This is a genomic window from Pelagibacterium sp. H642 (genome assembly GCF_031202855.1).
In the GTDB taxonomy this organism is placed as follows: domain Bacteria; phylum Pseudomonadota; class Alphaproteobacteria; order Rhizobiales; family Devosiaceae; genus Pelagibacterium.
This window is the reverse complement of record NZ_CP101829.1, coordinates 183990-209846: the sequence shown is the minus strand read 5'-3', so window position 1 is coordinate 209846 and position 25857 is coordinate 183990. Positions and strand designations below refer to the sequence as shown.

The 25857-nt window shown below is 62.5% G+C and carries 28 protein-coding genes; 12 read left to right on the top strand and 16 right to left on the bottom strand.

Features of this window, described 5'->3' with window-relative positions:
• Positions 1 to 172 precede the first annotated feature (172 nt).
• Positions 173 to 1060, top strand: a complete 888-nt coding sequence (locus tag NO934_RS01090; protein WP_309163777.1) for an AraC family transcriptional regulator — start codon at positions 173 to 175, stop codon at positions 1058 to 1060.
• A gap of 29 nt (positions 1061 to 1089) precedes the next feature.
• Here the strand turns inward: NO934_RS01090 and NO934_RS01085 are convergent, their stop codons facing one another.
• Complete coding sequence (locus NO934_RS01085; protein ID WP_309161692.1) at positions 1090 to 2412, bottom strand: NCS2 family permease; 1323 nt, start codon at positions 2410 to 2412, stop codon at positions 1090 to 1092.
• A gap of 97 nt (positions 2413 to 2509) precedes the next feature.
• On the bottom strand, positions 2510 to 3256 hold the full coding sequence (locus NO934_RS01080) for a copper homeostasis protein CutC (protein ID WP_309161691.1): 747 nt from the start codon (positions 3254 to 3256) through the stop codon (positions 2510 to 2512).
• Between the two features lie 248 nt (positions 3257 to 3504).
• On the opposite strand from NO934_RS01080, the gene NO934_RS01075 reads away from it, so the two are divergent.
• The 3 genes from NO934_RS01075 to NO934_RS01065 all read left to right on the top strand — a co-directional run bounded on the left by NO934_RS01075 (position 3505) and on the right by NO934_RS01065 (position 6074).
• Positions 3505 to 4431, top strand: a complete 927-nt coding sequence (locus NO934_RS01075) for an oxidoreductase (protein ID WP_309161690.1) — start codon at positions 3505 to 3507, stop codon at positions 4429 to 4431.
• Between the two features lie 69 nt (positions 4432 to 4500).
• Complete coding sequence (locus NO934_RS01070; protein WP_309161689.1) at positions 4501 to 5487, top strand: XdhC family protein; 987 nt, start codon at positions 4501 to 4503, stop codon at positions 5485 to 5487.
• Positions 5487 to 6074 carry a nucleotidyltransferase family protein gene (locus NO934_RS01065; protein WP_309161688.1) on the top strand — a complete coding sequence of 196 codons (588 nt, stop codon included), beginning with the start codon at positions 5487 to 5489 and terminating at the stop codon, positions 6072 to 6074. The genes NO934_RS01070 and NO934_RS01065 overlap by 1 nt, the downstream gene beginning before the upstream one ends.
• Here the strand turns inward: NO934_RS01065 and soxZ are convergent.
• Genes soxZ through NO934_RS01045 form a run of 4 tightly spaced genes read right to left on the bottom strand, consistent with a single transcriptional unit; the run spans position 6071 to position 8470 of the window.
• Complete coding sequence (gene soxZ, locus NO934_RS01060) at positions 6071 to 6397, bottom strand: thiosulfate oxidation carrier complex protein SoxZ (protein ID WP_309161686.1); 327 nt, start codon at positions 6395 to 6397, stop codon at positions 6071 to 6073. The genes NO934_RS01065 and soxZ overlap by 4 nt on opposite strands.
• Before the next feature lie 9 nt (positions 6398 to 6406).
• Positions 6407 to 6886, bottom strand: coding sequence for a thiosulfate oxidation carrier protein SoxY (locus tag NO934_RS01055; protein WP_309161685.1), 480 nt, complete (start codon positions 6884 to 6886; stop codon positions 6407 to 6409).
• Positions 6887 to 6905: 19 nt separating this feature from the next.
• Positions 6906 to 8171, bottom strand: a complete 1266-nt coding sequence (locus NO934_RS01050) for an FCSD flavin-binding domain-containing protein (RefSeq protein ID WP_309161684.1) — start codon at positions 8169 to 8171, stop codon at positions 6906 to 6908.
• Positions 8168 to 8470, bottom strand: a complete 303-nt coding sequence (locus tag NO934_RS01045) for a c-type cytochrome (RefSeq protein WP_309161683.1) — start codon at positions 8468 to 8470, stop codon at positions 8168 to 8170. Before NO934_RS01045 ends, NO934_RS01050 begins: the two co-directional genes overlap by 4 nt.
• A gap of 210 nt (positions 8471 to 8680) precedes the next feature.
• On the opposite strand from NO934_RS01045, the gene NO934_RS01040 reads away from it, so the two are divergent.
• The 4 genes from NO934_RS01040 to soxA are packed head-to-tail and all read left to right on the top strand — an operon-like array spanning position 8681 to position 12684.
• Positions 8681 to 9142, top strand: coding sequence for a 2Fe-2S iron-sulfur cluster-binding protein (locus tag NO934_RS01040; protein WP_309161682.1), 462 nt, complete (start codon positions 8681 to 8683; stop codon positions 9140 to 9142).
• Positions 9143 to 9153: 11 nt separating this feature from the next.
• Entirely contained in the window at positions 9154 to 11409 is a 2256-nt protein-coding gene (locus NO934_RS01035; RefSeq protein WP_309161681.1) for a molybdopterin cofactor-binding domain-containing protein, read from the top strand.
• A gap of 49 nt (positions 11410 to 11458) precedes the next feature.
• The gene (gene soxX, locus NO934_RS01030; RefSeq protein ID WP_309161679.1) at positions 11459 to 11905 is read left to right on the top strand and encodes a sulfur oxidation c-type cytochrome SoxX; all 447 of its coding nucleotides are present in this window, start codon (positions 11459 to 11461) and stop codon (positions 11903 to 11905) included.
• Positions 11902 to 12684, top strand: a complete 783-nt coding sequence (soxA, locus tag NO934_RS01025) for a sulfur oxidation c-type cytochrome SoxA (protein ID WP_309161678.1) — start codon at positions 11902 to 11904, stop codon at positions 12682 to 12684. Before soxX ends, soxA begins: the two co-directional genes overlap by 4 nt.
• Here the strand turns inward: soxA and NO934_RS01020 are convergent.
• From NO934_RS01020 to NO934_RS01000, 5 genes are all read right to left on the bottom strand, one after another.
• Positions 12681 to 13445 (bottom strand): ABC transporter permease, encoded by a 765-nt coding sequence (locus NO934_RS01020; protein ID WP_309161676.1) that lies wholly within the window; start codon positions 13443 to 13445, stop codon positions 12681 to 12683. The two genes, soxA and NO934_RS01020, sit on opposite strands and share 4 nt — an antisense overlap.
• Before the next feature lie 99 nt (positions 13446 to 13544).
• On the bottom strand, positions 13545 to 14540 hold the full coding sequence (locus NO934_RS01015) for an ABC transporter substrate-binding protein (RefSeq protein WP_309161674.1): 996 nt from the start codon (positions 14538 to 14540) through the stop codon (positions 13545 to 13547).
• Between the two features lie 19 nt (positions 14541 to 14559).
• Positions 14560 to 15357: a uridine phosphorylase gene (locus NO934_RS01010; protein ID WP_309161673.1), complete on the bottom strand. Its 798-nt coding sequence runs from the start codon at positions 15355 to 15357 to the stop codon at positions 14560 to 14562.
• A complete protein-coding gene (locus NO934_RS01005) occupies positions 15336 to 16091 on the bottom strand; it encodes an ABC transporter permease (RefSeq protein WP_309161672.1) in 756 nt (251 codons plus the stop codon). The genes NO934_RS01010 and NO934_RS01005 overlap by 22 nt, the downstream gene beginning before the upstream one ends.
• The gene (locus tag NO934_RS01000; protein WP_375143271.1) at positions 16088 to 16846 is read right to left on the bottom strand and encodes an ABC transporter ATP-binding protein; all 759 of its coding nucleotides are present in this window, start codon (positions 16844 to 16846) and stop codon (positions 16088 to 16090) included. Before NO934_RS01000 ends, NO934_RS01005 begins: the two co-directional genes overlap by 4 nt.
• A 184-nt stretch (positions 16847 to 17030) precedes the next feature.
• Here NO934_RS01000 and NO934_RS00995 point away from each other — a divergent pair, with 184 nt between their 5' ends.
• The 4 genes from NO934_RS00995 to NO934_RS00980 all read left to right on the top strand — a co-directional run bounded on the left by NO934_RS00995 (position 17031) and on the right by NO934_RS00980 (position 20796).
• Positions 17031 to 17669, top strand: coding sequence for a hypothetical protein (locus NO934_RS00995; protein ID WP_309161669.1), 639 nt, complete (start codon positions 17031 to 17033; stop codon positions 17667 to 17669).
• 194 nt (positions 17670 to 17863) lie between these two features.
• A complete protein-coding gene (locus NO934_RS00990; RefSeq protein ID WP_309161668.1) occupies positions 17864 to 18880 on the top strand; it encodes a TRAP transporter substrate-binding protein in 1017 nt (338 codons plus the stop codon).
• A gap of 111 nt (positions 18881 to 18991) precedes the next feature.
• Complete coding sequence (locus NO934_RS00985; protein WP_309161667.1) at positions 18992 to 19513, top strand: TRAP transporter small permease; 522 nt, start codon at positions 18992 to 18994, stop codon at positions 19511 to 19513.
• A complete protein-coding gene (locus NO934_RS00980) occupies positions 19513 to 20796 on the top strand; it encodes a TRAP transporter large permease (protein ID WP_309161665.1) in 1284 nt (427 codons plus the stop codon). The genes NO934_RS00985 and NO934_RS00980 overlap by 1 nt, the downstream gene beginning before the upstream one ends.
• Before the next feature lie 50 nt (positions 20797 to 20846).
• Here NO934_RS00980 and NO934_RS00975 read toward each other — a convergent pair whose 3' ends face one another.
• From NO934_RS00975 to NO934_RS00955, 5 genes are all read right to left on the bottom strand, one after another.
• A complete protein-coding gene (locus NO934_RS00975) occupies positions 20847 to 21557 on the bottom strand; it encodes an orotate phosphoribosyltransferase (RefSeq protein ID WP_309161664.1) in 711 nt (236 codons plus the stop codon).
• A 108-nt stretch (positions 21558 to 21665) separates the two neighbouring features.
• Entirely contained in the window at positions 21666 to 22706 is a 1041-nt protein-coding gene (pyrC, locus tag NO934_RS00970; RefSeq protein ID WP_309161663.1) for a dihydroorotase, read from the bottom strand.
• A gap of 72 nt (positions 22707 to 22778) precedes the next feature.
• A complete protein-coding gene (locus NO934_RS00965; protein ID WP_309161662.1) occupies positions 22779 to 24071 on the bottom strand; it encodes a hydantoinase/carbamoylase family amidase in 1293 nt (430 codons plus the stop codon).
• The gene (locus NO934_RS00960) at positions 24068 to 25009 is read right to left on the bottom strand and encodes a dihydroorotate dehydrogenase (protein WP_309161660.1); all 942 of its coding nucleotides are present in this window, start codon (positions 25007 to 25009) and stop codon (positions 24068 to 24070) included. Before NO934_RS00960 ends, NO934_RS00965 begins: the two co-directional genes overlap by 4 nt.
• Positions 25003 to 25851 (bottom strand): dihydroorotate dehydrogenase electron transfer subunit, encoded by an 849-nt coding sequence (locus NO934_RS00955; RefSeq protein WP_309161659.1) that lies wholly within the window; start codon positions 25849 to 25851, stop codon positions 25003 to 25005. Before NO934_RS00955 ends, NO934_RS00960 begins: the two co-directional genes overlap by 7 nt.
• Positions 25852 to 25857: the final 6 nt, after the last annotated feature.

Sequence of the window (25857 nt, the reverse complement as noted above, 5' to 3'; positions counted from 1 at the left end):
TGTTCTGTCATTCTGATTGTCGGCTTGGTTCGGTTTGACATCATCAAGCTACAGGGAAAGCCGCATGTTCAGAATGCCCGAAACGTCAAGAAACTTGCCTGATCCTGCAAACGACGTTGTAGATGATCGTGGTCCCTTCGCGGCCCCCGTGGATCGCGCGCATTCTGCGCTCATGGCGGCGGCGAATGCCTTTGTTGACGCTCGCGGCGGCGATCAGGGCCATTTTCAAACAGCGATCGACGGTGTGATTATTCTCCGCTCCTTCCAGGAAATGGAGCGCCGCTACCGGCTCTATAATCCCGCGCTGTGCGTCGTCCTCCAGGGCGCCAAGCAGATTCAGTTCGGGGACGAGGTCCTCGACTACAAGACGATGCAGTGCCTTGTCGTCAGCGTGCAGCTTCCGGCGGGCGGCCGCATCGTCCAGGCGAGCAGGGACGTACCCTTTCTCAGCATCACCATTGATTTCGACGTTGCGATGCTGCGTGAGGTTATGGCGCAGATGGATCTGCCGCAGGTCAAACCCAGTGATGCCGGGCCACGTCCCTTCGTTGCCGATGTCGATGAGCCGTTGGCCGACTGCATCCTGCGTCTCGTCCGCATGCTCGAGACGCCCAAGGCGATTCCGATCCTCTATCCGTCGGTGATGCGAGAGATCTGTTATTGGCTGTTGAGCGGTTCGCATGGCGCCCAATTGCGCCAATTGGCCTTGCCCGAAACCCATACCGAGCGGCTGGTGAACGCCATCTATTTCCTGCGTGCCAACTTTACTCAGACGCTGCGTATCGAGCAGTTGGCCGAAACTGCGCGGATGAGCGTTTCATCGTTTCATCAGCACTTCAAGGCGCTGACCTCGATGACCCCGCTTCAATATCAAAAGCAGCTTCGCCTGCTCGAAGCGAGACGCCTGATGGTGGCCGCCGGGGCCAATGTCGCGGACGCCGCCTATCAGGTCGGCTATGAGAGCGCCTCCCAGTTCAGCCGGGAATATTCGCGCATGTTCGGCGTTGCCCCCAAGCGCGATGCAATGAGCCTGAAGGCCTTGTCGGCCTATATGCGGTAGGAGCGTCCCGAGGGACGCTCCTTTCCCGTTCAGATGATCGCCAGCATGACGGCGAACACCAGCGCCAAGCCCCACACGGCGGGGGTGAGTTCGGAGAACCGTCCCGCCAGCGCCTTGACGAGGACATAGGTGATAAAGCCGATACCGATGCCCGTCGCGATCGAATAGGTGAGGGGCATGCTGATCGCTACCGCCGCCGCCGGAGCCGCTTCGGTAAGGTCGTCCCAATTGATTTCGGAAAGACCGCGCGCCATGACGACCGCAACGAAGAACAGCGCCGCTGCCGTCGCATAGGTCGGTATCGAGCCGGCGAGCGGCGAAAAGAACAGCGCGAGCGCAAAACAGATCGCCGTCACCACCGAAGCCAGCCCGGTCCTGCCGCCGGCCGCGACGCCCGCGGCGCTTTCCACATAGCTGGTCGTATTGGAGGTGCCGACCAGCGCGCCCAGCGTGGTTGCCGTCGAGTCTGCCAAAAGCGCCTGACGCATGCGCGGCAGCTTGCCGTCTTTATCGAGAAGTCCGCCGCGATGGGCGACCCCCACCAGGGTTCCGGCCGTGTCGAAAAGGTCGACAAACAGCATCGACAGCACGACGATCCAGAACGTGCCTTCCGCGATGCGTCCGAAATCCATGGCGAAAATGGTTTCGGAGGGATTGGGCGGCATGGAAACCACGCCCGAGAACTGGGCCACGCCGAACGGAATGCCCAGCACGGCAACAATGAGAATGCCGATGATGGTCGCGCCCGGCACGTTGCGGAAGTTCAGCGCCGCGATCAGCGCAAAACCCAGGATCGCCAGGATCACCGCCGGCGACATGAAATCGCCCGCCGTAAGCAGCGTTGAGGGGTGGTCGACGATCACGCCCGCATTGGAGAGCGCGATAATGCCCAGGAAGAAGCCGATACCGGCGGATATCGCCAGCTTGAGCGTCATCGGAATGGAGTTGATGACGTATTCGCGTATCGGCAGCAAGCTCAAGATCATGAACAGCACGCCCGAAAGGAAGACGCATGCCAGCGCTTCCTGCCAGCTATAGCCGTAGGTGATCACCACCGTGAAAGCGAAAAACGCATTGAGGCCCATGCCGGGCGCCTGTGCGATGGGCAGATTGGCGTAGAGACCCATGATCAGCGTGCCGATGACAGCGGCGACGCAGGTCGCGACGAAAACCGGCCCGAACGGCATACCGGCTTCTGAAAGCACAGCGGGATTGACGAAGACGATATAGGCCATGGTCAGGAACGTGGTGAGGCCCGCCAGCACCTCCGTCCGCACCGTTGTGCCGTGCTCGGCCAGTTTGAAATACGATTCCAGGACACCACCGCCCCGGCTTGCAGCTTGATCGCTCATAATGACAGCCCCTTACCCTTAGGATAGCGAATTGCATCCATCAGAACGAACGAGGGAGCCGTTCAAGTCAATAGAAGCGCTCGCTTGCCCACAGGCCTTACGGCGCTGAGGCTTGTCCGGTGCTCAGTTCACTCAATATGGCCTTTAGCGCGGCCACAGCTTGCGTGTCGGTCATTTTGTATGTCGCAGGCACGAAACCGAGCTCGGCGAGACGCGGGTCATCGGCCATGCGCTGCGTGCTGCCCGAAGCATGAATCTCGCATATGCCCAGGCGCGTTACGATCTCCGCCGCGTTGGTGGCCGTAATCCCCGAGCCCGGCATGATGGCGATGCGTTGCCCGGCATGGGAAACGATCTGCTTTAACGCGTCGAGCCCGGTAATGGCCGTTCCCGCCCCGCCCGAAGTCAATATGCGCTCGAAGCCCAACGAAGCCGCCAGATCCACAGCCTGGGCAAAATCGGGCACGAGATCGAAAGCACGGTGCAATGTGAGCCCCAGCCCGTCAGCACGACGGACCAGCCTTTCGAGCACCAGGGCGTCAAGGCGCCCATCGGTGTCGCTCGCCCCCAAAACCACTCCCGCAAGCCCGGCGGATCGTACGTAGTCGATCTCCACGAGCATCTGGTCGACCTCGGCAGGAGAAAAGACGAAGCTGCCGGCGCGCGGGCGGATCATGGCGTAGGCTGGGACGGCGCGTTGCGCCGCAGCCGCCATGAGCCCGGCGGAGGGCGTGAGGCCACCGACGGCCAGCGCCGAACACAATTCGATGCGATCGGCTCCCCCCGCTATGGCCCGATCGAGCCCCTCAACGTCATCAACGCAAATTTCAAGAGTGATGGTCATGGGGTGCCTGGGCTGCAATTCCGCGTAAAGTCCTGAACCATAGTGGCGGCGCAGAGAAAAAGCGACAGGCCGAGGTATCGCCGCCACTCTTCCCGGATCGAGCAAAAACAGGCCCGAAAACCCAGGTAGGCCGGATGAGGTTGCGAACAGAATTGTAGGATCAGGCAAGTTTTCTGCGAGTTCCGGCATGTCCCGCAACCCTGCCATATGGTTCGTTGCGCCAATCGGACTTCGGAAAGGAAATCATTGTGGCAAGGTGGACGGCATCAGATATTCCCACTCAGACGGGGCGCACGGCCGTCGTAACGGGCACTGGTGGTCTGGGCTTTGAGGATGCGCTGGCATTGGCGCGTGCCGGAGCTGAGGTTATCATCGCCGGGCGCAATCCGCAGAAGGGAGCTCAGGCGGTTGCACAAATCCGCGCCCAAGTGTCTTCGGCCAATGTGAGATTTGAGCAGCTCGACTTAGCCAGCCTCAAATCAGTGCAAGATTTCGCAGCAAGATTGTCCCGGCAACGCGACAGTCTGGATCTGCTGATCAACAATGCCGGCGTGATGGTGCCGCCCACTAGGCAGGAAACGTCCGACCGGTTCGAACTGCAGCTCGGCACCAACTATCTCGGCCACTTCGCGCTCACGGCGCGCCTGCTGCCGCTGCTGCGCAAGGGCAGCGCGCCTCGCGTGGTCACGCTTTCGAGCGTCGCCGCCCGTCAGGGTCAGATTGATTTCGACGATCTGCAGAGCGCCAAGGGCTACAATCCGATGCGCGCTTACAGCCAATCCAAACTCGCCTGCCTGATGTTCGCATTCGAACTCCAGCGGCGCAGCGATGCGGGTCGATGGGGGATCACCAGCGTTGCCGCCCACCCGGGCATCTCGCGCACCGAACTCCTCCACAATGCGCCCGGACGCTGGAGTTTGACGGGCCTTACGCGCTCCCTTCTCTGGTTCCTGTTCCAGCCGCCCGCCCAGGGCGCGCTGCCTACGCTCTATGCCGCCACGGCTCCCGATGCCGAAGGCGGTGCTTATTACGGTCCCAACGGCATGGGCGAGACGCGCGGCTACCCCGCACCGTCCCGAGTTCCCCAGCAAGCTACCGACCGGACCGTCGCTGCCCGCCTTTGGGACGTTTCCGAGAAGATCACCGATACCGCGTTCCAGGCGGAACGGACCTAATAGGGCAGGGCGCCAGCCTTGACGAACGGCGCCATAAACCTACTAATCGAGCGAGCACTGGAGGAATCTGTGACCGCATCGGTAGAATTGCCACTGACCCCGCTTCGTACGGGCCTGGCCGATCTGGATGAAGCGCCACTCGCCTGGCTGCTCGATCACGCCCGCAATGGCATGGCTGGCGCTCTGGTCACCATCGTGGGCATCGATGGCGGCGCCCCGCGTCCTGTGGGCACGCAAATGGCCGTGCTGGCCGATGGCCGGTTCGAAGGCCAGATTTCCGGCGGCTGTGTTGAACCCGCCATCGCAGCCGAGGTCATGGCGGTGATCGCCGCCGGCAAGGACGCGATCCTCAGATTTGGCCGTGGCGCCAAGGCCATCGATATCCAGTTCCCCTGCGGCGGTGGTGTCGATGTGCTCGTCCACACCGCGCCGGACCCGGCAATTCTCCAGCGCGCGCTCACCCTCATTGCGGAACGCCGCCCGTTCGCACTGGTCCAGCATCCCAATGGCGGCGGCACCGATATCGCCTCTGATCCCGACGCGATGACAGGCTGGGACGAAGGCGCATTCCGGCGCCGGTTTGCCCCAAAAACCCGCGCCCTGCTGATCGGTCGCGGCCAGGAGCTCGAAGCGACGGCCCGCACGGCCCACGCCGCCGGTCTCGATCTTCACGTCGCCAGCCCCGCGCCCGAGAGCCTGGCCGCGCTGGCGCCGTTGGGCGTCCCCATGACCGCCCTCACCAGCCCCGAGCAGAACTGGTCACTCCCCATCGACCCCTGGACCGCAACCGTCCTTCTCTTCCACGATCACGATTGGGAGCTCCGCGTGCTGCAAAAGGCGCTGGCCGCAGACGGCTTCTATATCGGGGCCCTCGGCAGTCCCAAAACACATCGCCAGCGCCGCGAAAAGCTCGTAGCTCACGGCGTCGCCGAAGCTGAGTTGGCGAGGATCAAAGGCCCCGTAGGGCTCATCTCGCCGGCCCGCGATCCCGGCACGCTCGCCATTTCCATCCTCGCGGAAATCGCACAGGAGCGCGCCCTCCGGGCTGCGCTCTGATGGCCGCCAAGATCGGCTTGGCCGTCCTTGCCGCCGGCCTGTCGCGGCGTTTCGGCCTCCAGGACAAGCTGATGGCCCCCCTAGATGGCCGCCCTTTATGCGATCACATCGCGCAAACCACGGCCACGTTCGATGCGGCGTCCAGGCTGGCGATCTGCGCTCCGGCCAGCGCCGCCAGCACGGTCTTCACTGGCCACGGATTTGGGATAATCGAAAATCCTCACCCTGAAGAAGGTCTCTCCGGTTCCCTCAAACTCGCCGCCAGCCACGCAGATGATGCCGATTTGGACGCCCTCATCATCTGCCTCGCCGACATGCCCTTCGTGCCGCTCACCCATCTCCAGCGTCTCCGCGCCAGTTGGCTCGAAACCGGTCGACCCAAAGCCATCGCATCGCGCGCCGCCGCTTCCGAGAGCTGGATAACACCACCTGCCATCTTCAGCGCGACAGCCTTCCCCGATCTCCTCGCCACGTCCGGCGATACGGGCGCACGTGCGCTCCTAAAAGGTGCAGCGACAGTTGAAGTTTATGCAGCAAGCCTCTCCGATTTCGATACTATCGACGATTTCGGTCGCGCCAAACGCTAAGCGTCCGTCACCTCGATTTCGGTCGTCTCCTCATAAACGCTGCCGTCATCGTCATGCCAACGAAAGGTCAGTGTTCCGGATTCGGTTGCCTCGGTAAAAAAGGTGATCAGCGGATTTGAAGCTACGCCGGTGTTGAGGTCGATGGTGATCACTTCTTCCCCGTTATAGAAGCACTCGAACGTATGAATGATGCGCTTGGGATAGCGCGTGCCCATGGAGTCATAGCGAAACCCGCTTTCCATGGGGTGCATGATGATGGTTTTGATCTCGACCATCTCGCCGCGCGCAACAGGTGAGGGGACATTGATGCGGGTCGTTGCCATGGCCGGACCTCAATACCTGAAATCGAGAATCTGACAGGCCCCGATCGTCACCTCGATATCGCTTTGGGCCTCCCACACCGTCCCGGACTCGAGCTGCGCCAGCGCGCGGATCGTCTGCGTCTCGGCCAGCCTCACATTCGTGGTGAGCTGGGGCAGGGCCGAGCGCGGGCCGAAATGGGCGTCGAGCACCATGGGCCGTGGATTGCGCGTTGCAATGACGAGAATGCGCCGCACCCGATCGCCATCGAGTTGGCCCTGATCCACGCTCACGCTCATCGGCACCGAATTGCCGCTCTCGGCCAAAGCGGGAAGGTCCAGGGTCAACGGCCCGGAGACCGGCGATACATCCCCCAGCCGCTCGGCAATCAGTTCGGCAATCCCGTCGGCATCGAGCGGCGCGATAGCGGCTAAACCAAGCCCCGGCGTCGCCGCCGTGAGTGCAAGGGCGCCACCGGTCACCAGAAAATGCCGTCGCGTGAACGGGCTCATGATCGGACCTCGTTTCCTGTCAAACGCCTCGAACCCAGAACATTTCCCTGGTTATGTTCGCATACCAGCTCATGGCGTCCCGTGCCTCCTGCTGGCGAACCCCGGTCTCCGCCCCGACCGGGCTCGCCCCGCCCGTGCCTTCGATTTCCGCAAGCCCGCGATAAGCGCCCGAAACCGATATCCCGTATTCGGGTGCCACCAGCGAATAGCAGGTGTTGAGCAGCACCGGGTCGGCCACGTCTTCCCCTCGGATAAGCGCCACGAGCGCATGGGCGCAGGCCTTGGCCTGGCTGTTGGCGCTGAACCCCGATTTGGGCATCGCGCCCATGATGGCCGCATCACCCAGGATATGGATGCCCGGCACCACGGCGGATTCGAACGTCAGCGGATCCACCGTGCAATAGCCGCGCCCTTCATCGAGCCCCAGCGCCAGCGCAATCGCTCCGGCCCTTTGCGGCGGGATGATATTGGCCACATCGGCGGTGAACGTATCGAAATCGGTCGAAAGGCTCATCGCTTGCGGATCGACGCTCCCGATCCGCCCCGTCATCGCCGCCGGTATCCACTCGATCATGCCCGGATAAAGCTCGGCCCACGCCTCCTCGAACAGGGGCTGCTTGGAAAAGCTGTCCTTGGCATCGACAATCAGGATCTTCGAGCGCGGCTTGTTGGTGTTGAGGTAATGGGCGATCAGTGAAGCGCGTTCGTACGGTCCGGGCGGGCAGCGGAACGGGTTGGGCGGCGAGGCGATCAGCACCACGCCTCCGTCTTCCATGGCCCGCAATTGGTCGGCCAATAGCTGCGTCTGCGGCCCGGCCTCCCAGGCATGCGGCATGATCTCGGCCGCCGCCGCGTCATAGCCTTCGATCGCATCCCAGATCATTTGCACGCCCGGCGAAAGCACCAGCCGGTCATAGCTGACGCTTTCTCCGTCGGCGAGCCGGACACTCCGCGCATCGGGATCGATCGCGATCGCCTCGCCGGCAATCAGCTCCACGCCGTCGGCGACCAGCGTGTCATATCCGAAACTGATGCTGTCGAGATCCCGCAATCCTCCCAGCACCGCGTTGGAAAACGGGCAGGTGGTAAAGCGCGGCTGCTTTTCGATCAGCGTCACCGAAATCTCGGGGGCAATGGTGCGCAGGGTACGCGCCAGGCTCGCGCCCCCGAACCCCCCGCCCACGATCACCACGCGCGCCTGTTCCTGCGCCCGCAGAATCGCCGGCGCCGAAACGAGGGCAGCGGTGGCGAGCTTGATTGCCGTCCGGCGTGAAATCGTGATCATTGGCACTGCCCACCCGCCGCGAAATAGTCCGCAAGCGCCTCGATGTCCTCGGTCGAATAGGCCGGCGCCAGCCGCCCCATGATGGTGCTTTCCCGCTCACCGCTCTTGAACGCTTCCATGGCGGCGATTAAGCTCTCGCGCTCCATGCCAGCCAGATTTGGAATGCTCGATTGCTCGTCATCGCCGTGACAGCTTGAACACGCTTGGGCGTTGATCGCTGCCGGGCAAAAGGCCTGGGCAAATCCGCCCACCGGTGCCGCGCAAGCCAAAATGGCAAGCGCCGCCAGTCTCATGCGCATGGTCTCACTCCTCACTCGCCCAGAGACTAGCCGAGCCCCGACGGAAAGATAAAGGGGCGCTCCAAAATAATTGACGCGGGGAATCTGAGGTGCCATCGTGAGCTGGTAATCAACTTTGGCGATCATTGTCCATTTTGCCGCTCGGGGATCAGGAACGGGCGTGCGTTATGGACGCTGTTTCTTGACTACACCCGCTCGAGGAGGAGGGGCATGGCTGAATTTAACCTCACGATCAATGGCGAGTCGAAAACCGTCGATGTCGACGGTACGACACCGCTGCTTTGGGTCATCCGTGACTATCTCGGAATGACCGGCACCAAATTCGGCTGCGGCATTGCCCAATGCGGTGCCTGTACCGTCATGGTGGATGGTCGCGCCACCCGCTCTTGCTCGTTCCCCGTCCAATCGGTGGGCGAAGCGCAAGTGACGACCATCGAAGGGCTTTCTGACGATAACTCCCACCCCCTGCAGGTCGCCTGGCTCGAAAAGGCCGTTCCGCAATGCGGCTACTGCCAATCGGGAATGCTGATGGCTGCGGCTGCGTTGCTGCAGGAAAATCCCAATCCGACCGACGCGGACATCGACGCCCGCGTGAGCAACATCTGCCGCTGCGGCACCTACCTCAGGGTACGCGAAGCCATTCATGCGGCAGCCGAGGCGCAGAGCGCCTGAGGGAGGATGAAATGAATGAATTGACGATTACACGCCGCGGCTTCGTCATCGGCGCGATGGCCTTCGCCGGTGGCATGGCCATCGGCATCTCGCGCCCGGCAATGGCCGCCGCGACTCACAACCCCGAACCGTGGGCCGGTGAGGTCCTTGGCGAGGAATTCAGCCCCTGGCTCTCCATCCTGTCCAACGGCGAGATCGTCGTCCGCGTGACCCCGCCCGATATCGGCAATGGCGTGATGACCCAGATCGCCATGAACCTCAATGAGGAGCTTCAGGCCGACTGGTCCATGGTTCGGGCCGAATTCGCCGATACCAATCGCAACTATCGCGAGGACAATGTCTACGGCAATGTCGGCGGCCCGCTGGCCTATTTCAGCGGACGCTCCACGGGCCCGGAACGTCTCGAAACCGCTTTGATGGTCGGCGCCACGGCCCGCGAACGCCTCAAAAAGGCCGCCGCCGATCAGTGGGGTGTCCCGGTCAGCGAGGTGACTGCCGAAAACAGCATCCTCACCAATACCGCAACCGGCGATACGCTCACCTATGGCGAGGTCGCCGAAGCTGCGGCAACCGTCGAACTCGACGGTGAAGTCACGCTCAAGCCGCGTTCGGAATGGACCACGCTGGGTAAGGTTTCCCGCCCCAAGCTGCAGAACCCGATGCTGGTCAACGGCAAGGCCGTGTTCGGCATCGACGTTCAGCTCCCCGGCAAGGTCTATGCCGCACTCCGCCAGGTGCCTGTGCAGGGCGGCCGGCTGTTGAATGTTGATCGCGAGGCGGTCATGAGCATGCCCGGCGTGCTCGACGTCGTGGTTGTCGATCCCGACGAGCCGCGCGAACCGCTTCCGGTCCCGCCGCCGTTTCCCATCGGCGCCGCGGCGCCCCAGGCCGCCGTCGCGGTCATCGCCGAGCACTATTGGCAGGCCAAGACCGCGCTTGAAGCCCTCCCGGTCGAATGGGATCTGGGCGATGGCGTGCAGTGGACCGACAACGCCCATATCCGCCAGACCGTCATGGATGCGGTTCAAAACGAGGGTGAGATCACCGTTTCGGAAGGCGATGCCGCGGAGGTGATCGCCAATGCCGATCGCGTCGTGGAAGCCGATTACTTCACAGGCTATGCCGACCACGTGAACATGGAGCCTCTCAACGGCACCGCGCTCGTCACCGACGAGCGGGTCGATGTCTGGATGCCCACCCAGCACACCCAGCAGAGCCATATGGTTGCCGCCGAGGAATCCGGTCTTCCGCCCGAAAACGTCTATGTCCACCAGACCTTCGTGGGCGGCGGCTTCGGCCGGCGCGTATTCGGCGACGATACCCGCATGGTGGTCGCCGTCGCCAAGAAACATCCCGGCGTTCCGGTGCATGTCATCTGGTCGCGTGAGGAATCCATGCGCCAGGGCCGCTTCCGCGCCATGATCGGGGCCAAGCTCAAGGCCAGCCTGGGCGAGGATGGTTATCCCACCGCATTCCTGGTGCGCCATGCCGGCCGTGGTCAGGGGCCTAACGTGTTGTCCGACACCGCTTATGTGGCGGGCAAGGGCATCCCGGCCCTACAGGTCGAAGAGCACATCCTGCCGCTCAACTTCATGACTGGCCCCTATCGTGGCCCCAGCTACAACGTCAATTCCTTCATCATGGAATCCTTCATTGATGAATTGGCCCATGAGGCTGGCGTTGATCCGCTTGAATATCGGATCAAGCTCATGGAACCCTGGGAAGACAAGGGCTGGGTCAAGGCGCTCGAAACCGTGGCCGAGCGGGCCGGATGGGGCGAGTCCCTCCCGCGCGGGCAGGGCATGGGCATCGCGGTTTGCAACTGGGGCGGCGGCGGCCGGCCGTTCTTCGGCACCACCGCGGCAGCGGTGGCCCGTGTCGAGGTGAGCCCGGAAGGTCAGCTCAAGATCCTGCAGATCGATGCCACCTGCGACGTCGGCACCATCGTCAATCCCGATGCGGTTCTCGCCCAGATCCAGGGCGGCACCATTTTCGGGCTCAACATGTCGATGAACGAGGAACTCGAGATCGAGAACGGCGCCATCGTGAGCGATAATTTCCATCGCTACCCGATGCTCCGCATGGCGGATGTGCCCACCAATATCCGAGTCCATCTCGACGGCACTTCGGGTCACGAACGCATCAACGAGATTGGCGAGCCGCCCGTCGGCCCGGTCGGCCCGGCCATCGGCAACGCCATCTATGCGGCCATCGGCAAGCGCATCCGCAGCCTGCCGTTCCGCACGGCGGACCTCACCTGGTCCTGATCGCCATTGGGGAGCGGCGTTCCTCGCCGCTCCCGCTCAGGAGGATGGCGTGCGATCCATATCCATCGTCGCGATCGCAATGGCTGCTTCCGGCATCGTCCTTGCCGGTGCGCTTGCCCAGTCGGGCAACGCCATTCCCGAACCTTTCACCGATGAGCCAGGCGATATAAGGCGCGGCATGACCGTCGCCGCCAACACCGATCTCGGCAATTGCATCATCTGCCATCACATTCCGCTGCCCGATGTCCCTGCCGGTGCGTTCGGCTCGGTCGGCCCATCCCTTGCCGGCGTCGGCAGCCGTCTTAGCGAGGGCGAGCTGCGCCTGCGCATCGTCGATTCCAGCCGCATCAATCCCGCGACCGTCATGCCCCCCTATCATCGCACCGAGGGTTTGGAGCGTGTCGCCGATGAGCACGCCGGCGAGCCCATTCTCACCGCCCAGCAGGTCGAAGACCTCATCGCTTTCCTGCAAACCCTGACGGACGAAGCACAATGAAAACCGCTCTCGTCCCGCTGGTTGGAATTCTCGCGGTGTTCAGCTCCGCTTGGTTCGCCCAGGAACTGCAACTCGAGCAGGAACCCCGCTCCGGTTACACCTTCCTGGGGCCGGAACTGCAGGCGCTTCAGGATGACGAATTCTCGAACCCGGGCACCCTCTGGCTCGATCAGGGGGCGCAGCTCTGGACCGAAGCCGGCCCACAAAGCCAGCAATCCTGCACCTCTTGCCATGACGATGCGGCGGTCTCCATGGCCGGTGTCGCCGCCCGCTATCCCGCCTTCGATCCCGAACTCGGCCACGTCATCAATCTCGAACAGCAGATCAACCAGTGCCGCTCCGAGCGTCAGGGCCTCGATCCGCTCCCCTACGAATCCGACGCGCTCCTCGCGCTCACCCTTTACGTCACCGCCCAGTCCGACGGCATGTCCATCGATGTGGACATCGACGGACCTGCCCGCGAAAGCTACGAGCGCGGCGCGGCCCAGTTCAGCCAGCGCATTGGCCAGCTCAACATGTCCTGCCAGAACTGCCACGTGGAAAATGTCGGCAACCGATTGCGCGGCGAACCCATCAGCCAGGGCCAGATCAACGGCTTCCCGATCTACCGCCTGCTCTGGAACAGCCCGGCCTCCACCCACCGCATGTTCGCCTGGTGCAACGAGGCCGTCCGCGCCGAACCGTTCGAAGCCGGCTCGCAAAGCTATGTCGATCTCGAGCTTTTCCTCAAAGCCCGCGCCGAAGGCCTCGAAATCGAGACCCCCGCGATACGCCGCTAGGCCTTCTCGACCTGCAGGTCCGCCGTGCTGTCATGCCAGCGCAACAGCCGCTTCTCGGCGGCGAGCACCAGCAGGTACAACCCGTACCCGATAAACGAGAGCACGAACACGGTGACCAGCACCAGCTCGACATCCGACGTCTCCTGTCCGAGCGCCAGGAGATAACCGAGCCCGGCCCGCGCGCCCATCAGCTCGCCGATCACCGCCGCCGTCACCGCCAGCGTCACCGCCACCTTGGCGCCAGAAAACAGCATGGGCAGCGACATCGGCAGCTCCAGCCGCCACACCCGCTGGATCGGATTGAGCCTCAAAATCCGCGCAAGCTCCTCCATCTGCGAAGGCATGGCCCGCAGCGAGGAGAGCATGTTGGAAAGAATGGGAAAGAAGGTGACGATCGCCACCAGCACGATCTTGGGCGTCATATCGAGCCCCAGCCACAAAAGCAGCAGAGGCGCGATGGCGATCTTGGGCGCCGTCTGCAAAAACACGATGATCGGGTTGAGCAGCATCTCGACCACCGGGAACCGCTGGAACAGCAGCGCTGCCAGCACCCCGATGACCCCGCCGATCACCAGCCCGATGACGATTTCCGCCAGCGTGATCGGAATATGGCTGAACAGCCCCGCCTCGGTGGTCAGGAACCACGCCTCCTGCACCAGCGCCCACGGTCCGGGCACCAGATAGGCCGGCACGTTGAACACGATCAAAAGGATCTGCCAAAGCGCCAGGAATACGGCGAGCGAGACGATGGTTCTGACCATGGGCGGGGCTCCGAATTACGGAGTGCAACCGGTTTTGCGGTTCGGAAGCACGACCGAAAAGATGTGTTGGCCCGGCAGCGAACCGCCGGGCCGCGCGGATTACTGGATCGAGGAGGGGGATTCGACGACGAGGTCGCCGGCCTCGAAACCTTCCGGGATCACTTCATATTCGACGGCGGTATCGATCGTCGTCTGCCAGCTCTCGAGGTTGCCATAGCCCAGCTCATGAGCTTCGGTGTCCTCACTCTGCCAGAGCGTTTCCACGAAGACTTCGGAGATGATCTCGGTCACGATCTCTTCCTGTCCGGCAAAGGTCGGGGTGTATTCGGCGACCGCCATGTCCACTTCGGTCCGAACGTCGCCGTCGACAACGTGCTCGATGCCCTTGTTGAGCGCGGCGATGAAGCCGGCCACTTCGGCGCTGTTGTTCTCGAGGAAGGATTCCGAGGTCACCAGCACATTGCCCTTGGAGGGCAGGTAGTCGTCCGAGCGGATCATGCCCACATCGATGCCATCGGCCTGCAGGTTGTAGTAGCGCAGCATCGAGAACACGATGGCGTCCACCTGGTCGGACGAAAGCGCTTCCACGATGGCGCCCGTGCCCACGATCTCGACGTTGACGTCGTTGATGGACAGCCCTTCCTGGGCCATCATCACCTGGAGCTGGATATAATTGGGGCTGCCATAGCTCGTCACCGCCACCGTCTTTCCGGCCAGGTCAGCCGGCGTTTCGATCCCGGATTCGGTCTTGAACAGCACCGCGCCGATGCCGTTCTGATATGTGGTGTGGATAACCTTCACGGGCAGGTCGTTGGCGCGCGCGGCGATCACCGCGTCACCATTGGGGAAGCCGAACTGCACGTTGCCCACGGCAACGTTGGTCAGGATGTCGGCGGCGTTGGCATAGAGAAAATCGACGTCCAGGCCTTCTTCGGCGAAATAGCCGTAATGGTCCGCCACGAACAGCGGCAGGTAGTACGGCACGGCGGCGCCGTCGATCTGGATGGTCACCGGGGCCAGGTCCTGGGCCGAGGCGGGAGCGGCAAGGCCGAGGGCCAGAACCGAAGCTGCCGCAAGCAGAGTAAGTCGCTTCATTGTAGGCATCCTTTCAGGGTTAAGCAGGCGATGAAGAGGCGAGGTTCGCGAGCGCACCGGCCGCAATGGCGATGAGGTTGCGCTGGGTCTGTTCGTAGTCTTCCAGCCACCCGTCGCTGCGCCGGTGAGCATGGACGGCCAGGATTGCACCGGCTTCGACCCCGAGAGCCGCGCCGACAGCGAGCACGATTTCCGCTTCCATTTCGATCCCGTCGACGCCGAGCGCGGCAAGCGCATCGACAAGATCAGGATTGGCGTTGCCGTCGCGGTGATCCGGGCGGCCCTGGGCACGGTAATATCCGTCGGCAGTCACCACCGACCCGGTGCGTCCTGCCAGTCCCATGCAGGAGCGCTTTCCGTCGAGTGCCGAAACGATCGCCTGCGCCGCATGAACGGGCTCACCCGCGGGCGAGTAGGGGCGGGCACAGGCGCTGTTGGCCGGGGTTTTCTCCACCACCACGAAATCACCAAGCGCCAGATCGTCCGAAAGCGCCCCCATGCCGCCGATGCGCACGATCCGCTTCACCCCGAGTGCCGCCAATTCCACCATGGCGATCTCGGTGGAGGCGCCGCCGATCCCGGTCGAGCAGATGCCAATCCGGTGGCCGCCGAAATATCCCACGCCCATGCGGAATTCGCGGTTCTGCCCCACGATCTCGAAATCGGAGAGTACGCTCGCCGCCATATCCACCCGCGCGGGGTCGCCCGGCAAAAGGAAGTCGGTCGGCACGATCTCTGGTCGGGGCAGGTGCACAGGGCTGTCGCCCTTCCAGGGCCAGGTTGCCGAACGGTCGATCATCGCCATGACAGCAACCATTTTTCAGCCTGCGCCAGCACCTGATAAACTAGGATGCCCAGCAGCGAGGTGACCAGAACCATGGCAAACAGCAGCGACGATTTATACGTCGTGCCGGCGAACACCATGAGATAGCCGAGCCCCATGCCGCCCGAGAGCCATTCGGCCAGAATCGCCCCGATCGTCGCCTGGATGGCGCCGATCTTGAGGCCTGCGAAAATCTCCGGCACAGCCGCCGGCATTTCCACCCGCCTGAGCTTCTGCCACCGGTTGAGCCGCAGGATTTCGCAAAGCTGATGCAGGTTGGGCGAGAGCGAGCGCAGCCCCAGGATCGTGCCGATCATCACCGGGAAGAACACCAGCGACACGGTGAGGACGATCTTCGAGGTCAGCCCCAGTCCGAACCACAGGATGAACAGCGGCGCCAGCGCGATCTTGGGCGCCGTTTGGAAGAACAGCAGATACGGCGCCACGACACGTTCGACGCGCGGCCATTTGGCCAGCACGAACCCAACGGCGAAGCCGCCCAGCGAACCAAGCGCAAATCCGGCGACGATCACCCCCAGCGTATGGCCCAGATGTGGCCAGATCTCGCCGGTCGTGAACAGTCGCACCAGTTCGTCCCACACGGCATCGGGGCCGGGCAAAACGAAACGCGGCACGTCGAACGCGGTGACATAGCCCCACCACGCCGCGATCAGAACGATCGGCGTGATGACGAATGAGGCGATGCGGACAAGCGGAGACTGGGTCATTTCAGCTCCTTGCGCAGCACCGAAAGCCAGTTGTGGAAGCCGGGCAAATCCTTGGTCGCTTCGCTGCGCGGCTTGGGCAGGTCGACCGTATGGATCGTCCGCACCCGCCCCGGCCGCGCCGACATCACCGCCACGCGATCCGAAAGGTACGCCGCTTCTTCGATCGAATGCGTCACGAACACGATCGTCGCGCCCACTTCCTGGCGGATGCGCAGCAATTCATCGTTCATCCGGTCACGGGTGAGAAGGTCCAGCGCGCCGAAGGGCTCATCCATCAGCACGATCTTGGGCCGATAGACCAGAGCCCGAGCGATCGCGGCGCGCTGGCGCATGCCGCCCGAGAGCTCTTTGGGCAGGGCCTTGGCGAAATCCTTGAGCCCGACGAGTTCGAGCATCTGCCGCGCCTTCTCGTCACTTTCCTTGCGCGGCTCGCCGAAGGTGTCGAGCGGGAAGCGGACATTGTCCAGAATGTTGAGCCAGGGCAGCAGCACTGCTTCCTGGAACACGAAACCGATATCCGATCCCTTGGCGGGTGCGCCTGATTGCCATTCCAGTGTTCCCGCGCTCGGCGTGATCAATCCGGCGAGAATACGCAGCAGGGTGGACTTGCCGCAGCCCGATGGGCCGATAAGGCTCAGAAACTCGCCTTCTTCGATTTCGAAGGTCGTGGGGGCGAGGGCTTGGACGGATTGACCGCCACGCGACTGAAAGGTCTTGGCGACGTCGGTGGCTTGAAGCAGTTTCAACGCAGGCACTCCCAAGTGCGTATCAATTTTAAGACCGGTGGCCGTTTTGTCTAATTAGTGAGACAGCAGGAAATCGCCGGCGTCAAGAGTGGCTGCAAATTTGTGCCCAACGTGCCGGCATCGTCTTGCGATTGGCGTTAAAATAGGCAATCTCCCGACGCGCAGATGCGCAGGCAACCGAGGTGAAATGCGGATGAACACGCTTAGCGGCTGTGGCTTCGTAGCGATATGGAACGATGTGTCGCGGGGCACGGAAGAAGATTTCAAGGACTGGCACGCTCACGAGCACATGCCAGAACGGCTGGCCATCGCCGGCTTTCTGCGGGGCACGCGCTGGGGTAGCGCGCAGGCACGGCCGCGCTATTTCACGCTCTACACATTGAGCGGGCCCGAGATAGCGCGCTCATCGCCTTACCTTGATCGCCTCAACGCTCCCACGCCGTGGACACGGCGTGTCATGAATACGTTTCGCGATAATTCCCGTTGCGTCGGCGATTTCGTTGCCAGTTTGGGAGAACTGCCGGGCAGGGAGGTCATCGTCTGCCGGCTGCACGGCCTAGTAACTGACGGGTCGCTTTTCGACAAGATCATGGCTGTCGAAGGTGTCTCCGGCTGTCATGTCGGCTTGTCTGATGCCGCAACGTCCGCATTGCCGACCGTCGAGCGACAGGGCAGGGAGGTGCTGGAGCCTCAAGGTTTGGTCATCATCTCCCTATTGCCCGGCTTCGACAAAGGTGCCGCAGTCACTGCTCTGTTGCCTTCAGAAGCGGCAGTCGTGCTAGCTACCATGTCGGTCGAACTCGACATGAAGGCGGCTCAGGATATTGTCTAAATTTTTGGAGATGTTGATAAAACGGCCGCAGGTAAGAGGACTTAAGGTGTCGGAGCGACATTTTTCGGCGTGTTGCACAAGCTTTGCGCACATTATGCAAGCTTGTCTACTTTTTGAGAATTGATCTTGACAGCGATTGTGACGCAAGTGTCTTGTAGCTTCACCATCACTCTGGCGTTCAAAAGGGGAACATCATGAATCGCCGTGTCCTGCTTGCTTCGGCAGCAATCTGTGCAGTGCTCGCCGGGGTACTTCCCGCCTCTGCCCAGGAATTCGTCGCCCGCATCGGTCACCTTGAATCCGATCAGCAGCCGCGCCACCAGGGTCTCGAAATGGTTGCCGAACTCGTCTCCGAGCGCACCGATGGCGCCGTCGAGTTCCAGCTTTTCCCGGCCGGCCAGCTCGGCCAGGCCCGCGAAATGAACGAAGGCACCCAGCTCGGCCTCATGGAAGGCACCGTGTCGCCGGCCGCTTTCCTCGCCGGCTTCAACCCCGCCGTTTCGATCCTCGACGTGCCCTTCCTCTATCCTGCCGATCGCGAGCAGGCCAACGCGCTGCGCACCGGACCTTTCGGCCAGGCTGTCCTCGATAGCTTCGCGCCGCTGGGTCTCAAGGCCATTGCCATCTGGCCGAATGGTCGCAAGTCGATCACCTCGAACGAGGACATCGCCGCGCTCGAAAACTTCGCCGGCCAGAGCTTCCGCGTCATGGATTCCCAGGTTCTGATCGAGCAGTTCAATGCCGTTGGCGCCTCTGCCATCGCGCTGCCCTTCGGCGAACTCTATACCGCGCTCCAAACCGGTGTGGTCGACGGGCAGGAAAACGCCCTCGATACCATCGCCACCATGAAGTATCAGGAAGTTCAGGATTACCTCCTGATCTCCGAGCACGGCGCCAATGAAGACATCGTCATGTTCAACCAGGGCTGGTGGGATTCGCTTCCCGCGGAATACCAGACCGTGATCGTCGAAGCTTTCGAGGAAGTCCGTCCGGAAGTGGAAGCCCTCAAGGAAGCCGCGCAGGAAACTGCCCTCGCAGCTATCCGCGAGAGCGACATCACCATCTATGAGCTCGATGACGCCCAGCGCGCCGCGTTCCGCGAAACCATGTACGGCCCGGCCCGCGACGCCTATCTTGCTGGTGCTGGTGACGCCGGTCAGGCGATCGTCGATACCTACGAAGCCGAATACGCTGCCGTCGTCGGCGAGTAATCGCCTGTTGCCAATGCGGATGCGCTGAAACAAGCGCTCCGCAAGTTTCGAACGGGCGCCGAGTTGGATACAGCTTGGCGCCTCTTCTTGTTAAATAGGGGTGCCAATCAGATGAACCCGAAAGATACAGTGGCAAGAGCGCTGGCCGCCCTTGCTTCGTTCGAGCGGATAGCGCTCGCCTTGTTGATGCTGACGATGGTGATCATCACCGTCGGCGGCGTTCTGGTGCGCGAGATCGTACCCGAGTATGCGCGCAACGTCGCCTGGGTCGATGAGGGCGCTCGCTACATGATGGTCTGGCTGGTGTTCCTCTCGCTTGGCCTTGCGCTACAGGAAGGCCGGCAGATCGCCATGACCAGCTTTCTCGAGCGCATGAGTCCCACGCTCCGGCTTTGGCTTGGGCGGATCATCGATCTGACTGGCCTCGTGCTCTCGCTCTATATCGCCTGGGTCGGGTTGGAGATGGCGCAGAACGTGGCCCGAACAGGCCAGTTCAGCCCCACGCTGAGAATTCCCGCCTCCATCCTTTACTACGCGCTCCCCGCCGGCTTCCTGCTCCTGGCGCTGCGCTACGCCTTGAGCCTGTTCGGGCTTTTTGACCGCTGGTCGCAACCCTCTGGAGCCGCGCACTGATGTTGATCGCCGCTATCGTTATCGGCGCCATGGCGCTGCTTTTCCTCGGCTTTGAGATGCTCATCGTTCTCGGCCTGCCGGGGATTCTCACCAAGGAGTTCTTCTATTCAACGATGCCCGACCTCATCTACGGTCAGCGCATCGTCGGCGGCATCAATCATTCGACGCTGCTCGCCATCCCCTTTTTCATTTTCGCCGCCGAGATCATGTCCAAGGGCTCCATCGCCCGGCACCTCACCAACCTCGTCGGTGCCTTTCTCGGCCATCGCCGTGGCGGCATGGGCCTGACAACCGTCGCGACCGCCGCGGCCTTCGGCTCGGTTTCAGGCTCCGCGCCCGCTACCGTGGCCGCATTGGGCGGCATCGTTTATCCCGAACTCAAGCGCCAGGGCTATTCCGACAAATTCTCCCTGGGCCTCATCGTTTCCTCCTCGGAGGTTGCGCTGCTGATCCCGCCTTCGATCACGCTGATCATCTATGCCTGGCTTACCGGCACCTCGGTGGCCTCGCTCTTTGCCGCCGGTCTTGTCGTTGGCGTTTTCCTCTCGCTGGTCTTTTGTGCCTATGTGCTGATCTACGCCTATCGCAACGGGTTGACCGGCGATGCTCCGCTGCCCTGGAGCGAACGCATGAAGGTCATCGGCCGCAGCATCTGGGCCATGGGTCTGCCGGTGGTGATGCTGGGCGGCATCTATTCGGGCCTCTTCACTCCCACCGAGGCGGCCGCCGTCAGCGTCGCCTACGCCCTCCTGGTCGAAGTGGTCATCTACCGCCACATGAGCTTTAAGGACGTGATCAATGTCGCGACCGGCGCCGCGGTGACTACGGGCACCATCTTCGTGCTCCTCGCCATGGGCTCGATCGTCGCCTACTTCATCACCCTGGCCCAGCTTCCCGCCATGGTCATCGATTTCCTTGAGATGATCGATGCCAACTGGATCGTGTTCCTGCTGATCGTGAACGTCTTGTTCCTCGTCGCCGGCATGTTCATCGATCCCAACTCGACGATGCTGATCCTGGTTCCCGCTCTCTTTCCAGTGGCGCAGAGCTTCGGAATCGATCCGATTCACTTTGGCATCATCGTATGCCTCAACACATGCATCGGCATGATAACACCGCCCTTTGGACTCGACATATTTGTCGCCTCCTCGACCCTCGGGGAGTCGGTCACCAAGATCATCTCGGGCATCATGCCGTTCATCATCGTGAACCTTCTGGCCCTGCTGGTCATCAGCTATCTGCCTGATATCTCTATGTTCCTCCCGCGCCTCCTGGCGCCCTAAAGAAAAGGGCCGCCCACTGGGCGGCCCATTTTTTTGAAGCTTTGAAGCGCTCAGCCCTTGCTGGCCGGCGCAAACTCCGAAATCCCCCCATGCGCCGCCGACCACGTCGCCGGATCGTTGAGGAAGCTCTCAACTTCGTTAAGCGTATTGGCATCAAAATGCCCGGATTCCTTGGCTGCATCGAGGATATCCCACCATGTGGCGAGGTAATGCAACTCGATGCCGAGCTCCTTCATCAAATCGTGGCTCTTGGGGAAGATGTCGTAGAAGAACACCACGAAGCAGTGATCCACCTGGGCTCCCGCCTTGCGCAATGCATCGGCGAACATCACCTTCGAGCGCCCATCGGTCGCCAGATCCTCGACCAGCAACGTGCGCGCGCCGGTCACCACTTCACCCTCGATCTGCGCATTGCGGCCGAACCCCTTGGCCTTCTTGCGCACATACTGCATGGGCAGCATCAGCTTGTCGGCGATCCAAGCGGCGAAGGGAATGCCCGCCGTCTCGCCACCGGTCACCACATCGATCGACTCGTATCCAATCTCGGTGGCAATCGTGTGCGCGGCCAGATCCATCAGCTTGGAACGCAGACGCGGGTAGGAGATGAGCTTGCGGCAGTCGACGTAAACCGGGCTGGCCCAGCCCGAGGTGAAGACGAAGGGATGCTCGGCGTTGAAATGGATGGCGTTGATTTCCAGCATCATCCGGGCGGTCTGCCGGGCGATGGCCTTCTTGTCGTCGCTGAGGCGCAATGTGCTCATGCTATGAGGGTCCCTTCATCTTGTCTTTGGTGCGGTCGCGCAAAATCGCGGCCGCCGAACCGAAGATCCAGCGCCGCCACGGCGGTTAAATTGAGTGCAACCGGTTCGCTATAACCCTGCGCTTAAAGTCCAGTCAACACGCTCGCCGGCAAACAGCGGGACAATTTCCTGATCTTCCACTGAAACGCTTTCCGGTGCCGTCCACGCCCGCTCCTCATAGGTGACACGGGTTTCCGAGGGCGCAAAGCCGTAGAAGGCCGGCCCATTGAGCGAAGCGAAGGCCTCGAACTTGTCCAACGCATCTTCCTCGGCAAACACCTTCAGATACGCCTCGACCGCCACCGGTGCGGAAAACACCCCCGCGCAGCCGCATGCCGCTTCTTTCAAGTGCTTGAGATGCGGCGCGGTATCGGTGCCCAGGAAATAGTTGGCGGACCCGCTCGTTGCCGCCTTGCGCAGGGCGAGCTGATGCGTGCGCCGCTTGAGAATGGGCAGGCAGTAATAGTGCGGCCTGATCCCGCCCTCGAACAGCACGTTGCGGTCATAGAGCAGATGCTGCGGCGTGATCGTTGCCGCGATCCGATCGCCGCGGCTGGCCACGAACTGAGCCCCTTGCTCGGTCGTGATGTGCTCCATCACCACCTTGAGCGTCGGGTGCCGGTCGAGTAGGGGCGCGAGAATATCGTCGATGAACCGCGCTTCCCGGTCAAAGATATCGACCTCCGGATGCACCAGTTCCCCATGCGTCAATAGCGGCATCCCTGCTTCCGCCATGGCCGCAAACACCGGATCGAGGCCTTCCACCGAAGTCACCCCATGCGCCGAATTGGTCGTCGCATGCGCCGGATAAAGCTTGGCCGCCGCAAAGATGCCGTCCCGGTGCCCGGCGACCAGATCACCGGGGTCAGTGTCATCGGTCAGATAGCACGTCATCATCGGCGTAAAATCGACGCCTTCGGGCACTGCCGCCAGCACCCGCTCGCGATAAGCTTCCGCCAACGCCGCCGTCGTCACCGGCGGCACGAGATTGGGCATGACGATCGCCCGCTCGAACTGCCGCGCCGTATAGGGCACCACCGATTGCAGCACTGCCCCGTCGCGGAAATGAACGTGCAAGTCCACAGGCTTGCGCAGGGTGATCGATCTCATAGGGTGCCTTTCGGAGTGGGTCAGAAAAAGTTGCAAACTTTTTCGGTTCGACCTCGCGACAAGAAACGAGAATCAGTTGGACGACGTCACGGCCTTATAGAGCACATCGATGCCTTTGATGAGGTCATCGATATCCATGGCTTCGTGCGGGTTGTGCGAGCCGTTGGCGTTGCGCACGAACACCATCCCCGAGGGAATGCCCGCATTGGCGAATACCGCCGCGTCGTGCCCGGCGCCCGAGGGCAGGGTCTGCGGGTCGAGCCCGCATTCGCTGGCCGCTTTGGAAAGCATCTCGATCACCTTGGTATCCATTCGCGCAGGCTCGGTATAGACCCGATCGTCGAACTCGAACACCACGCCCCGCTGCTGCCCGACGGCTCGGCATTCGGAGCGGAACAGCTCGTAAAACCCTTCCAGCGTGTCGTGGCTCTGGCTGCGGACCTCGAACGAGAACATGACCTCGCCCGGAATACGGCTGATCGCGTGCTCGTCCGGATCGGTGCCCACGATCCCCGTGGTCACCACCAGGTCGAGCCCGCGTTCCAGCAGCACGCGCCAGTGCTCGTCCAGCCGGCCCACCAGGTCGGCGAAGGCGAACACCGCATCCTTGCGCAACCAGCGCGGAATAGTGCCCGAATGCCCGGCCTCTCCTCGGCACACCACGCGCCGGTGCCGTAGATTGCCACGGATTCCCGAGACGACCGCCGCGGGCAACTCGCGGTCGGTCATCACGGGACCCTGTTCGATATGCAGCTCGAGATAGCTCGCGGCCTTTTTCACATCGAACAGTGTTCTGCCTTCGCGGATCGGCTCGATATCGATGCCCGTCGCTTCCATGGCTTCGGCCAGCGTTCGCCCCACGCCGCTCGAGCGGGCAGCGAGATCCTTGCCGTCCAGAATGCCGAACAGCGCCCGCGACCCGATATTGGCCCGCCCGTAAAAGGCGCTTTCCTCGCCGCGCAGCATCAGCACCCGCACCGGCGTTGTGAGTTCGCGTCCCGCCTGACGTAGTCGTACAAGGCAGATCAGCCCCGCAATGATTCCCGCCGCGCCATCGTAATTGCCGCCCTGCGGCACCGAATCCGCATGCGAGCCGATATAGTGCGCGGGCCGAGACCCGTCATCCTCAGGCGTCCGGACTATGAGGTTTCCAGCTGGATCGGTGTCGATCAGGAGTCCATGTGCCTCCGCCACGGCCGAGAAAATGGCTAGTGCCGCATCCTCGCGATCGGAATAGCATTCGCGCGTGATGCCCACGCCATCCCCGGTCTGGCGCGCCAACTCGGCGAAAATCGCCTCGGCAAGCGCGTGTTCGGAGTCAAAGCCCGTCCAATCGATCTCGGGCACCGGCGAGGCGAGGTTCATTGGGCCGCCTCCATCACGTCGGGCGCCATCATCTCGGCGTTGAGTGCGCCGATCATCTCGACCACGCGGTTGAACCCCTTGCGCCGGCAATAGGCGGCAATCCCGGCGATCACCTCGTCCATGGTTCCCGGCTTGATAAAGGTCGCCGTCCCGACCTGAACGGCGCGCGCCCCGGCCAGCAGGTATTCCACGGCATCGTTGGCGCTGGCGATCCCGCCACAGCCGATCACTGGAATGTCCACAGCCCGCGCGCATTGATACGTCATGCGCAGCATGATCGGCTTAACCGCCGGGCCCGACAGCCCGCCCATAACATTGCCGAGCGTCGGCCGCATGGTTTCGATGTCCACGCTCATCGCCAGGATCGTATTGCCCACCACCAGGCCATCCGCCCCGGCCGCCTCGGCCGCGCGCGCCACGGCGGCAATGTCGCCCGTGTTGGGTGTGAGCTTGGCCCAGAGCGGCAATTCCGTCATCTTGCGCATGGCGGAAACCGCCTGCTCGGTCGTTCCGGGCCGCATGGCGAAGGCCTTGCCGTCCTCTTCGATATTGGGGCACGAAATATTGGCCTCGATCCCCGCTATACCCTCGACATTGAGCCGCTCGGCCGCCCGCGCGAAATCGTCCACCGTCGGCGCCGAAATCGAAACAATCAGCGGGCTGGAGAATTGCCGATAGAAGGGCAGGGTCTCATCGAGAAAATGATCGATGCCCTTGGAAGGAATGCCGATCGAATTGAGCATCCCATTGGCGACTTCGGAAACGCGCGGCACCGGATTGCCCCCGCGCAGTTCGGCTGTGATCGTCTTGGTGACCAGCGCACCGAGCCCGTTGAGATCGACCACCTTGGCCAGCCCTTCGGCAAATGTTCCCGAAGCGGGCATCACCGGATTGGCCAATACCAGGCCTCGGCCCATGTCGACGGCTAGATCTACCATGAGGTCGCCTCCGCCAGCGGAAACACCGGCCCGTCCCAGCAGACGCGCTTGGAAACGATCTCGCCCTCGACATTGAAATTGCGCACACAGCAAAAGCACATGCCCAATCCGCAGGCCATCTGCTGCTCCATGGCCACTTCGCCATAGATGCCCAGTTCAGCCGCCAGGTTCTGCATCAAAAGCATCAGCCGGTTCGAGCCACAGGTGTAAAACCCATCGGCCCGGCCTTCCGCGTGCAGCCGCCGCAGAATGGCTTCCACATTGGCCATGTCGCTGCTGCCGTCGCTATCGAGTACGATTTCCACCGCTGCCCCGGCATCGCGGAAGCGCTCGACCGACAGAACCTGCTCAGGCCCGCGCGCGCTGACGATCGCCGTCACCGCCACACCGCGCCCGCGCGCCATTTCCGCCAGCGGCGCCAGCGTCGCCAACCCAACGCCGCGACCCAGTACGACAATGGAACCGATGTCCTCGGGCAGGGTAAAGCCCACACCAAGCGGTCCGAGAATGCGGGTCGTCTCGTCGGGCTCCAGCGCCGCCAGCCCCCGCGTTCCCGCACCAGCCACCTTGTAGAGAAATTCGACCCGTCCCGTCACTGCGTCGGCCGCATAAGTACTCATCGGCCGGCGGAAGAACGGCTTGTCCTCGCCCACCACAGGGCATTCGATGTTGAAGAACTGCCCGGCCTCGGCCGTCGCGGCCAGCCCCGGCGCATCAAGGACGATAAGCTTGTATTCGGCGTTCACCCAGTCGTTGGCGACCACCCGCGCGGCGGTGTCGGCGACCTGGGCTGAAAAGGCGTCCGCAACCGGCGGAACGTCGGCAAAACTGTGCTGTCTCATTTTTGA

Coding starts and splice junctions, on each gene's coding strand:
- NO934_RS01090 (WP_309163777.1), top strand. CDS start 173: ATGGCGGCGGCGAATGCCTTTGTTGACGCTCGCGGCGGCGATCAGGGC.
- NO934_RS01085 (WP_309161692.1), bottom strand. CDS start 2,412: ATGAGCGATCAAGCTGCAAGCCGGGGCGGTGGTGTCCTGGAATCGTAT.
- NO934_RS01080 (WP_309161691.1), bottom strand. CDS start 3,256: ATGACCATCACTCTTGAAATTTGCGTTGATGACGTTGAGGGGCTCGAT.
- NO934_RS01065 (WP_309161688.1), top strand. CDS start 5,487: ATGGCCGCCAAGATCGGCTTGGCCGTCCTTGCCGCCGGCCTGTCGCGG.
- soxZ (WP_309161686.1), bottom strand. CDS start 6,397: ATGGCAACGACCCGCATCAATGTCCCCTCACCTGTTGCGCGCGGCGAG.
- NO934_RS01055 (WP_309161685.1), bottom strand. CDS start 6,886: ATGAGCCCGTTCACGCGACGGCATTTTCTGGTGACCGGTGGCGCCCTT.
- NO934_RS01050 (WP_309161684.1), bottom strand. CDS start 8,171: ATGATCACGATTTCACGCCGGACGGCAATCAAGCTCGCCACCGCTGCC.
- NO934_RS01045 (WP_309161683.1), bottom strand. CDS start 8,470: ATGCGCATGAGACTGGCGGCGCTTGCCATTTTGGCTTGCGCGGCACCG.
- NO934_RS01040 (WP_309161682.1), top strand. CDS start 8,681: ATGGCTGAATTTAACCTCACGATCAATGGCGAGTCGAAAACCGTCGAT.
- NO934_RS01035 (WP_309161681.1), top strand. CDS start 9,154: ATGAATGAATTGACGATTACACGCCGCGGCTTCGTCATCGGCGCGATG.
- soxA (WP_309161678.1), top strand. CDS start 11,902: ATGAAAACCGCTCTCGTCCCGCTGGTTGGAATTCTCGCGGTGTTCAGC.
- NO934_RS01020 (WP_309161676.1), bottom strand. CDS start 13,445: ATGGTCAGAACCATCGTCTCGCTCGCCGTATTCCTGGCGCTTTGGCAG.
- NO934_RS01015 (WP_309161674.1), bottom strand. CDS start 14,540: ATGAAGCGACTTACTCTGCTTGCGGCAGCTTCGGTTCTGGCCCTCGGC.
- NO934_RS01010 (WP_309161673.1), bottom strand. CDS start 15,357: ATGGTTGCTGTCATGGCGATGATCGACCGTTCGGCAACCTGGCCCTGG.
- NO934_RS01005 (WP_309161672.1), bottom strand. CDS start 16,091: ATGACCCAGTCTCCGCTTGTCCGCATCGCCTCATTCGTCATCACGCCG.
- NO934_RS00995 (WP_309161669.1), top strand. CDS start 17,031: ATGAACACGCTTAGCGGCTGTGGCTTCGTAGCGATATGGAACGATGTG.
- NO934_RS00990 (WP_309161668.1), top strand. CDS start 17,864: ATGAATCGCCGTGTCCTGCTTGCTTCGGCAGCAATCTGTGCAGTGCTC.
- NO934_RS00985 (WP_309161667.1), top strand. CDS start 18,992: ATGAACCCGAAAGATACAGTGGCAAGAGCGCTGGCCGCCCTTGCTTCG.
- NO934_RS00980 (WP_309161665.1), top strand. CDS start 19,513: ATGTTGATCGCCGCTATCGTTATCGGCGCCATGGCGCTGCTTTTCCTC.
- NO934_RS00975 (WP_309161664.1), bottom strand. CDS start 21,557: ATGAGCACATTGCGCCTCAGCGACGACAAGAAGGCCATCGCCCGGCAG.
- pyrC (WP_309161663.1), bottom strand. CDS start 22,706: ATGAGATCGATCACCCTGCGCAAGCCTGTGGACTTGCACGTTCATTTC.
- NO934_RS00965 (WP_309161662.1), bottom strand. CDS start 24,071: ATGAACCTCGCCTCGCCGGTGCCCGAGATCGATTGGACGGGCTTTGAC.
- NO934_RS00960 (WP_309161660.1), bottom strand. CDS start 25,009: ATGGTAGATCTAGCCGTCGACATGGGCCGAGGCCTGGTATTGGCCAAT.
- NO934_RS00955 (WP_309161659.1), bottom strand. CDS start 25,851: ATGAGACAGCACAGTTTTGCCGACGTTCCGCCGGTTGCGGACGCCTTT.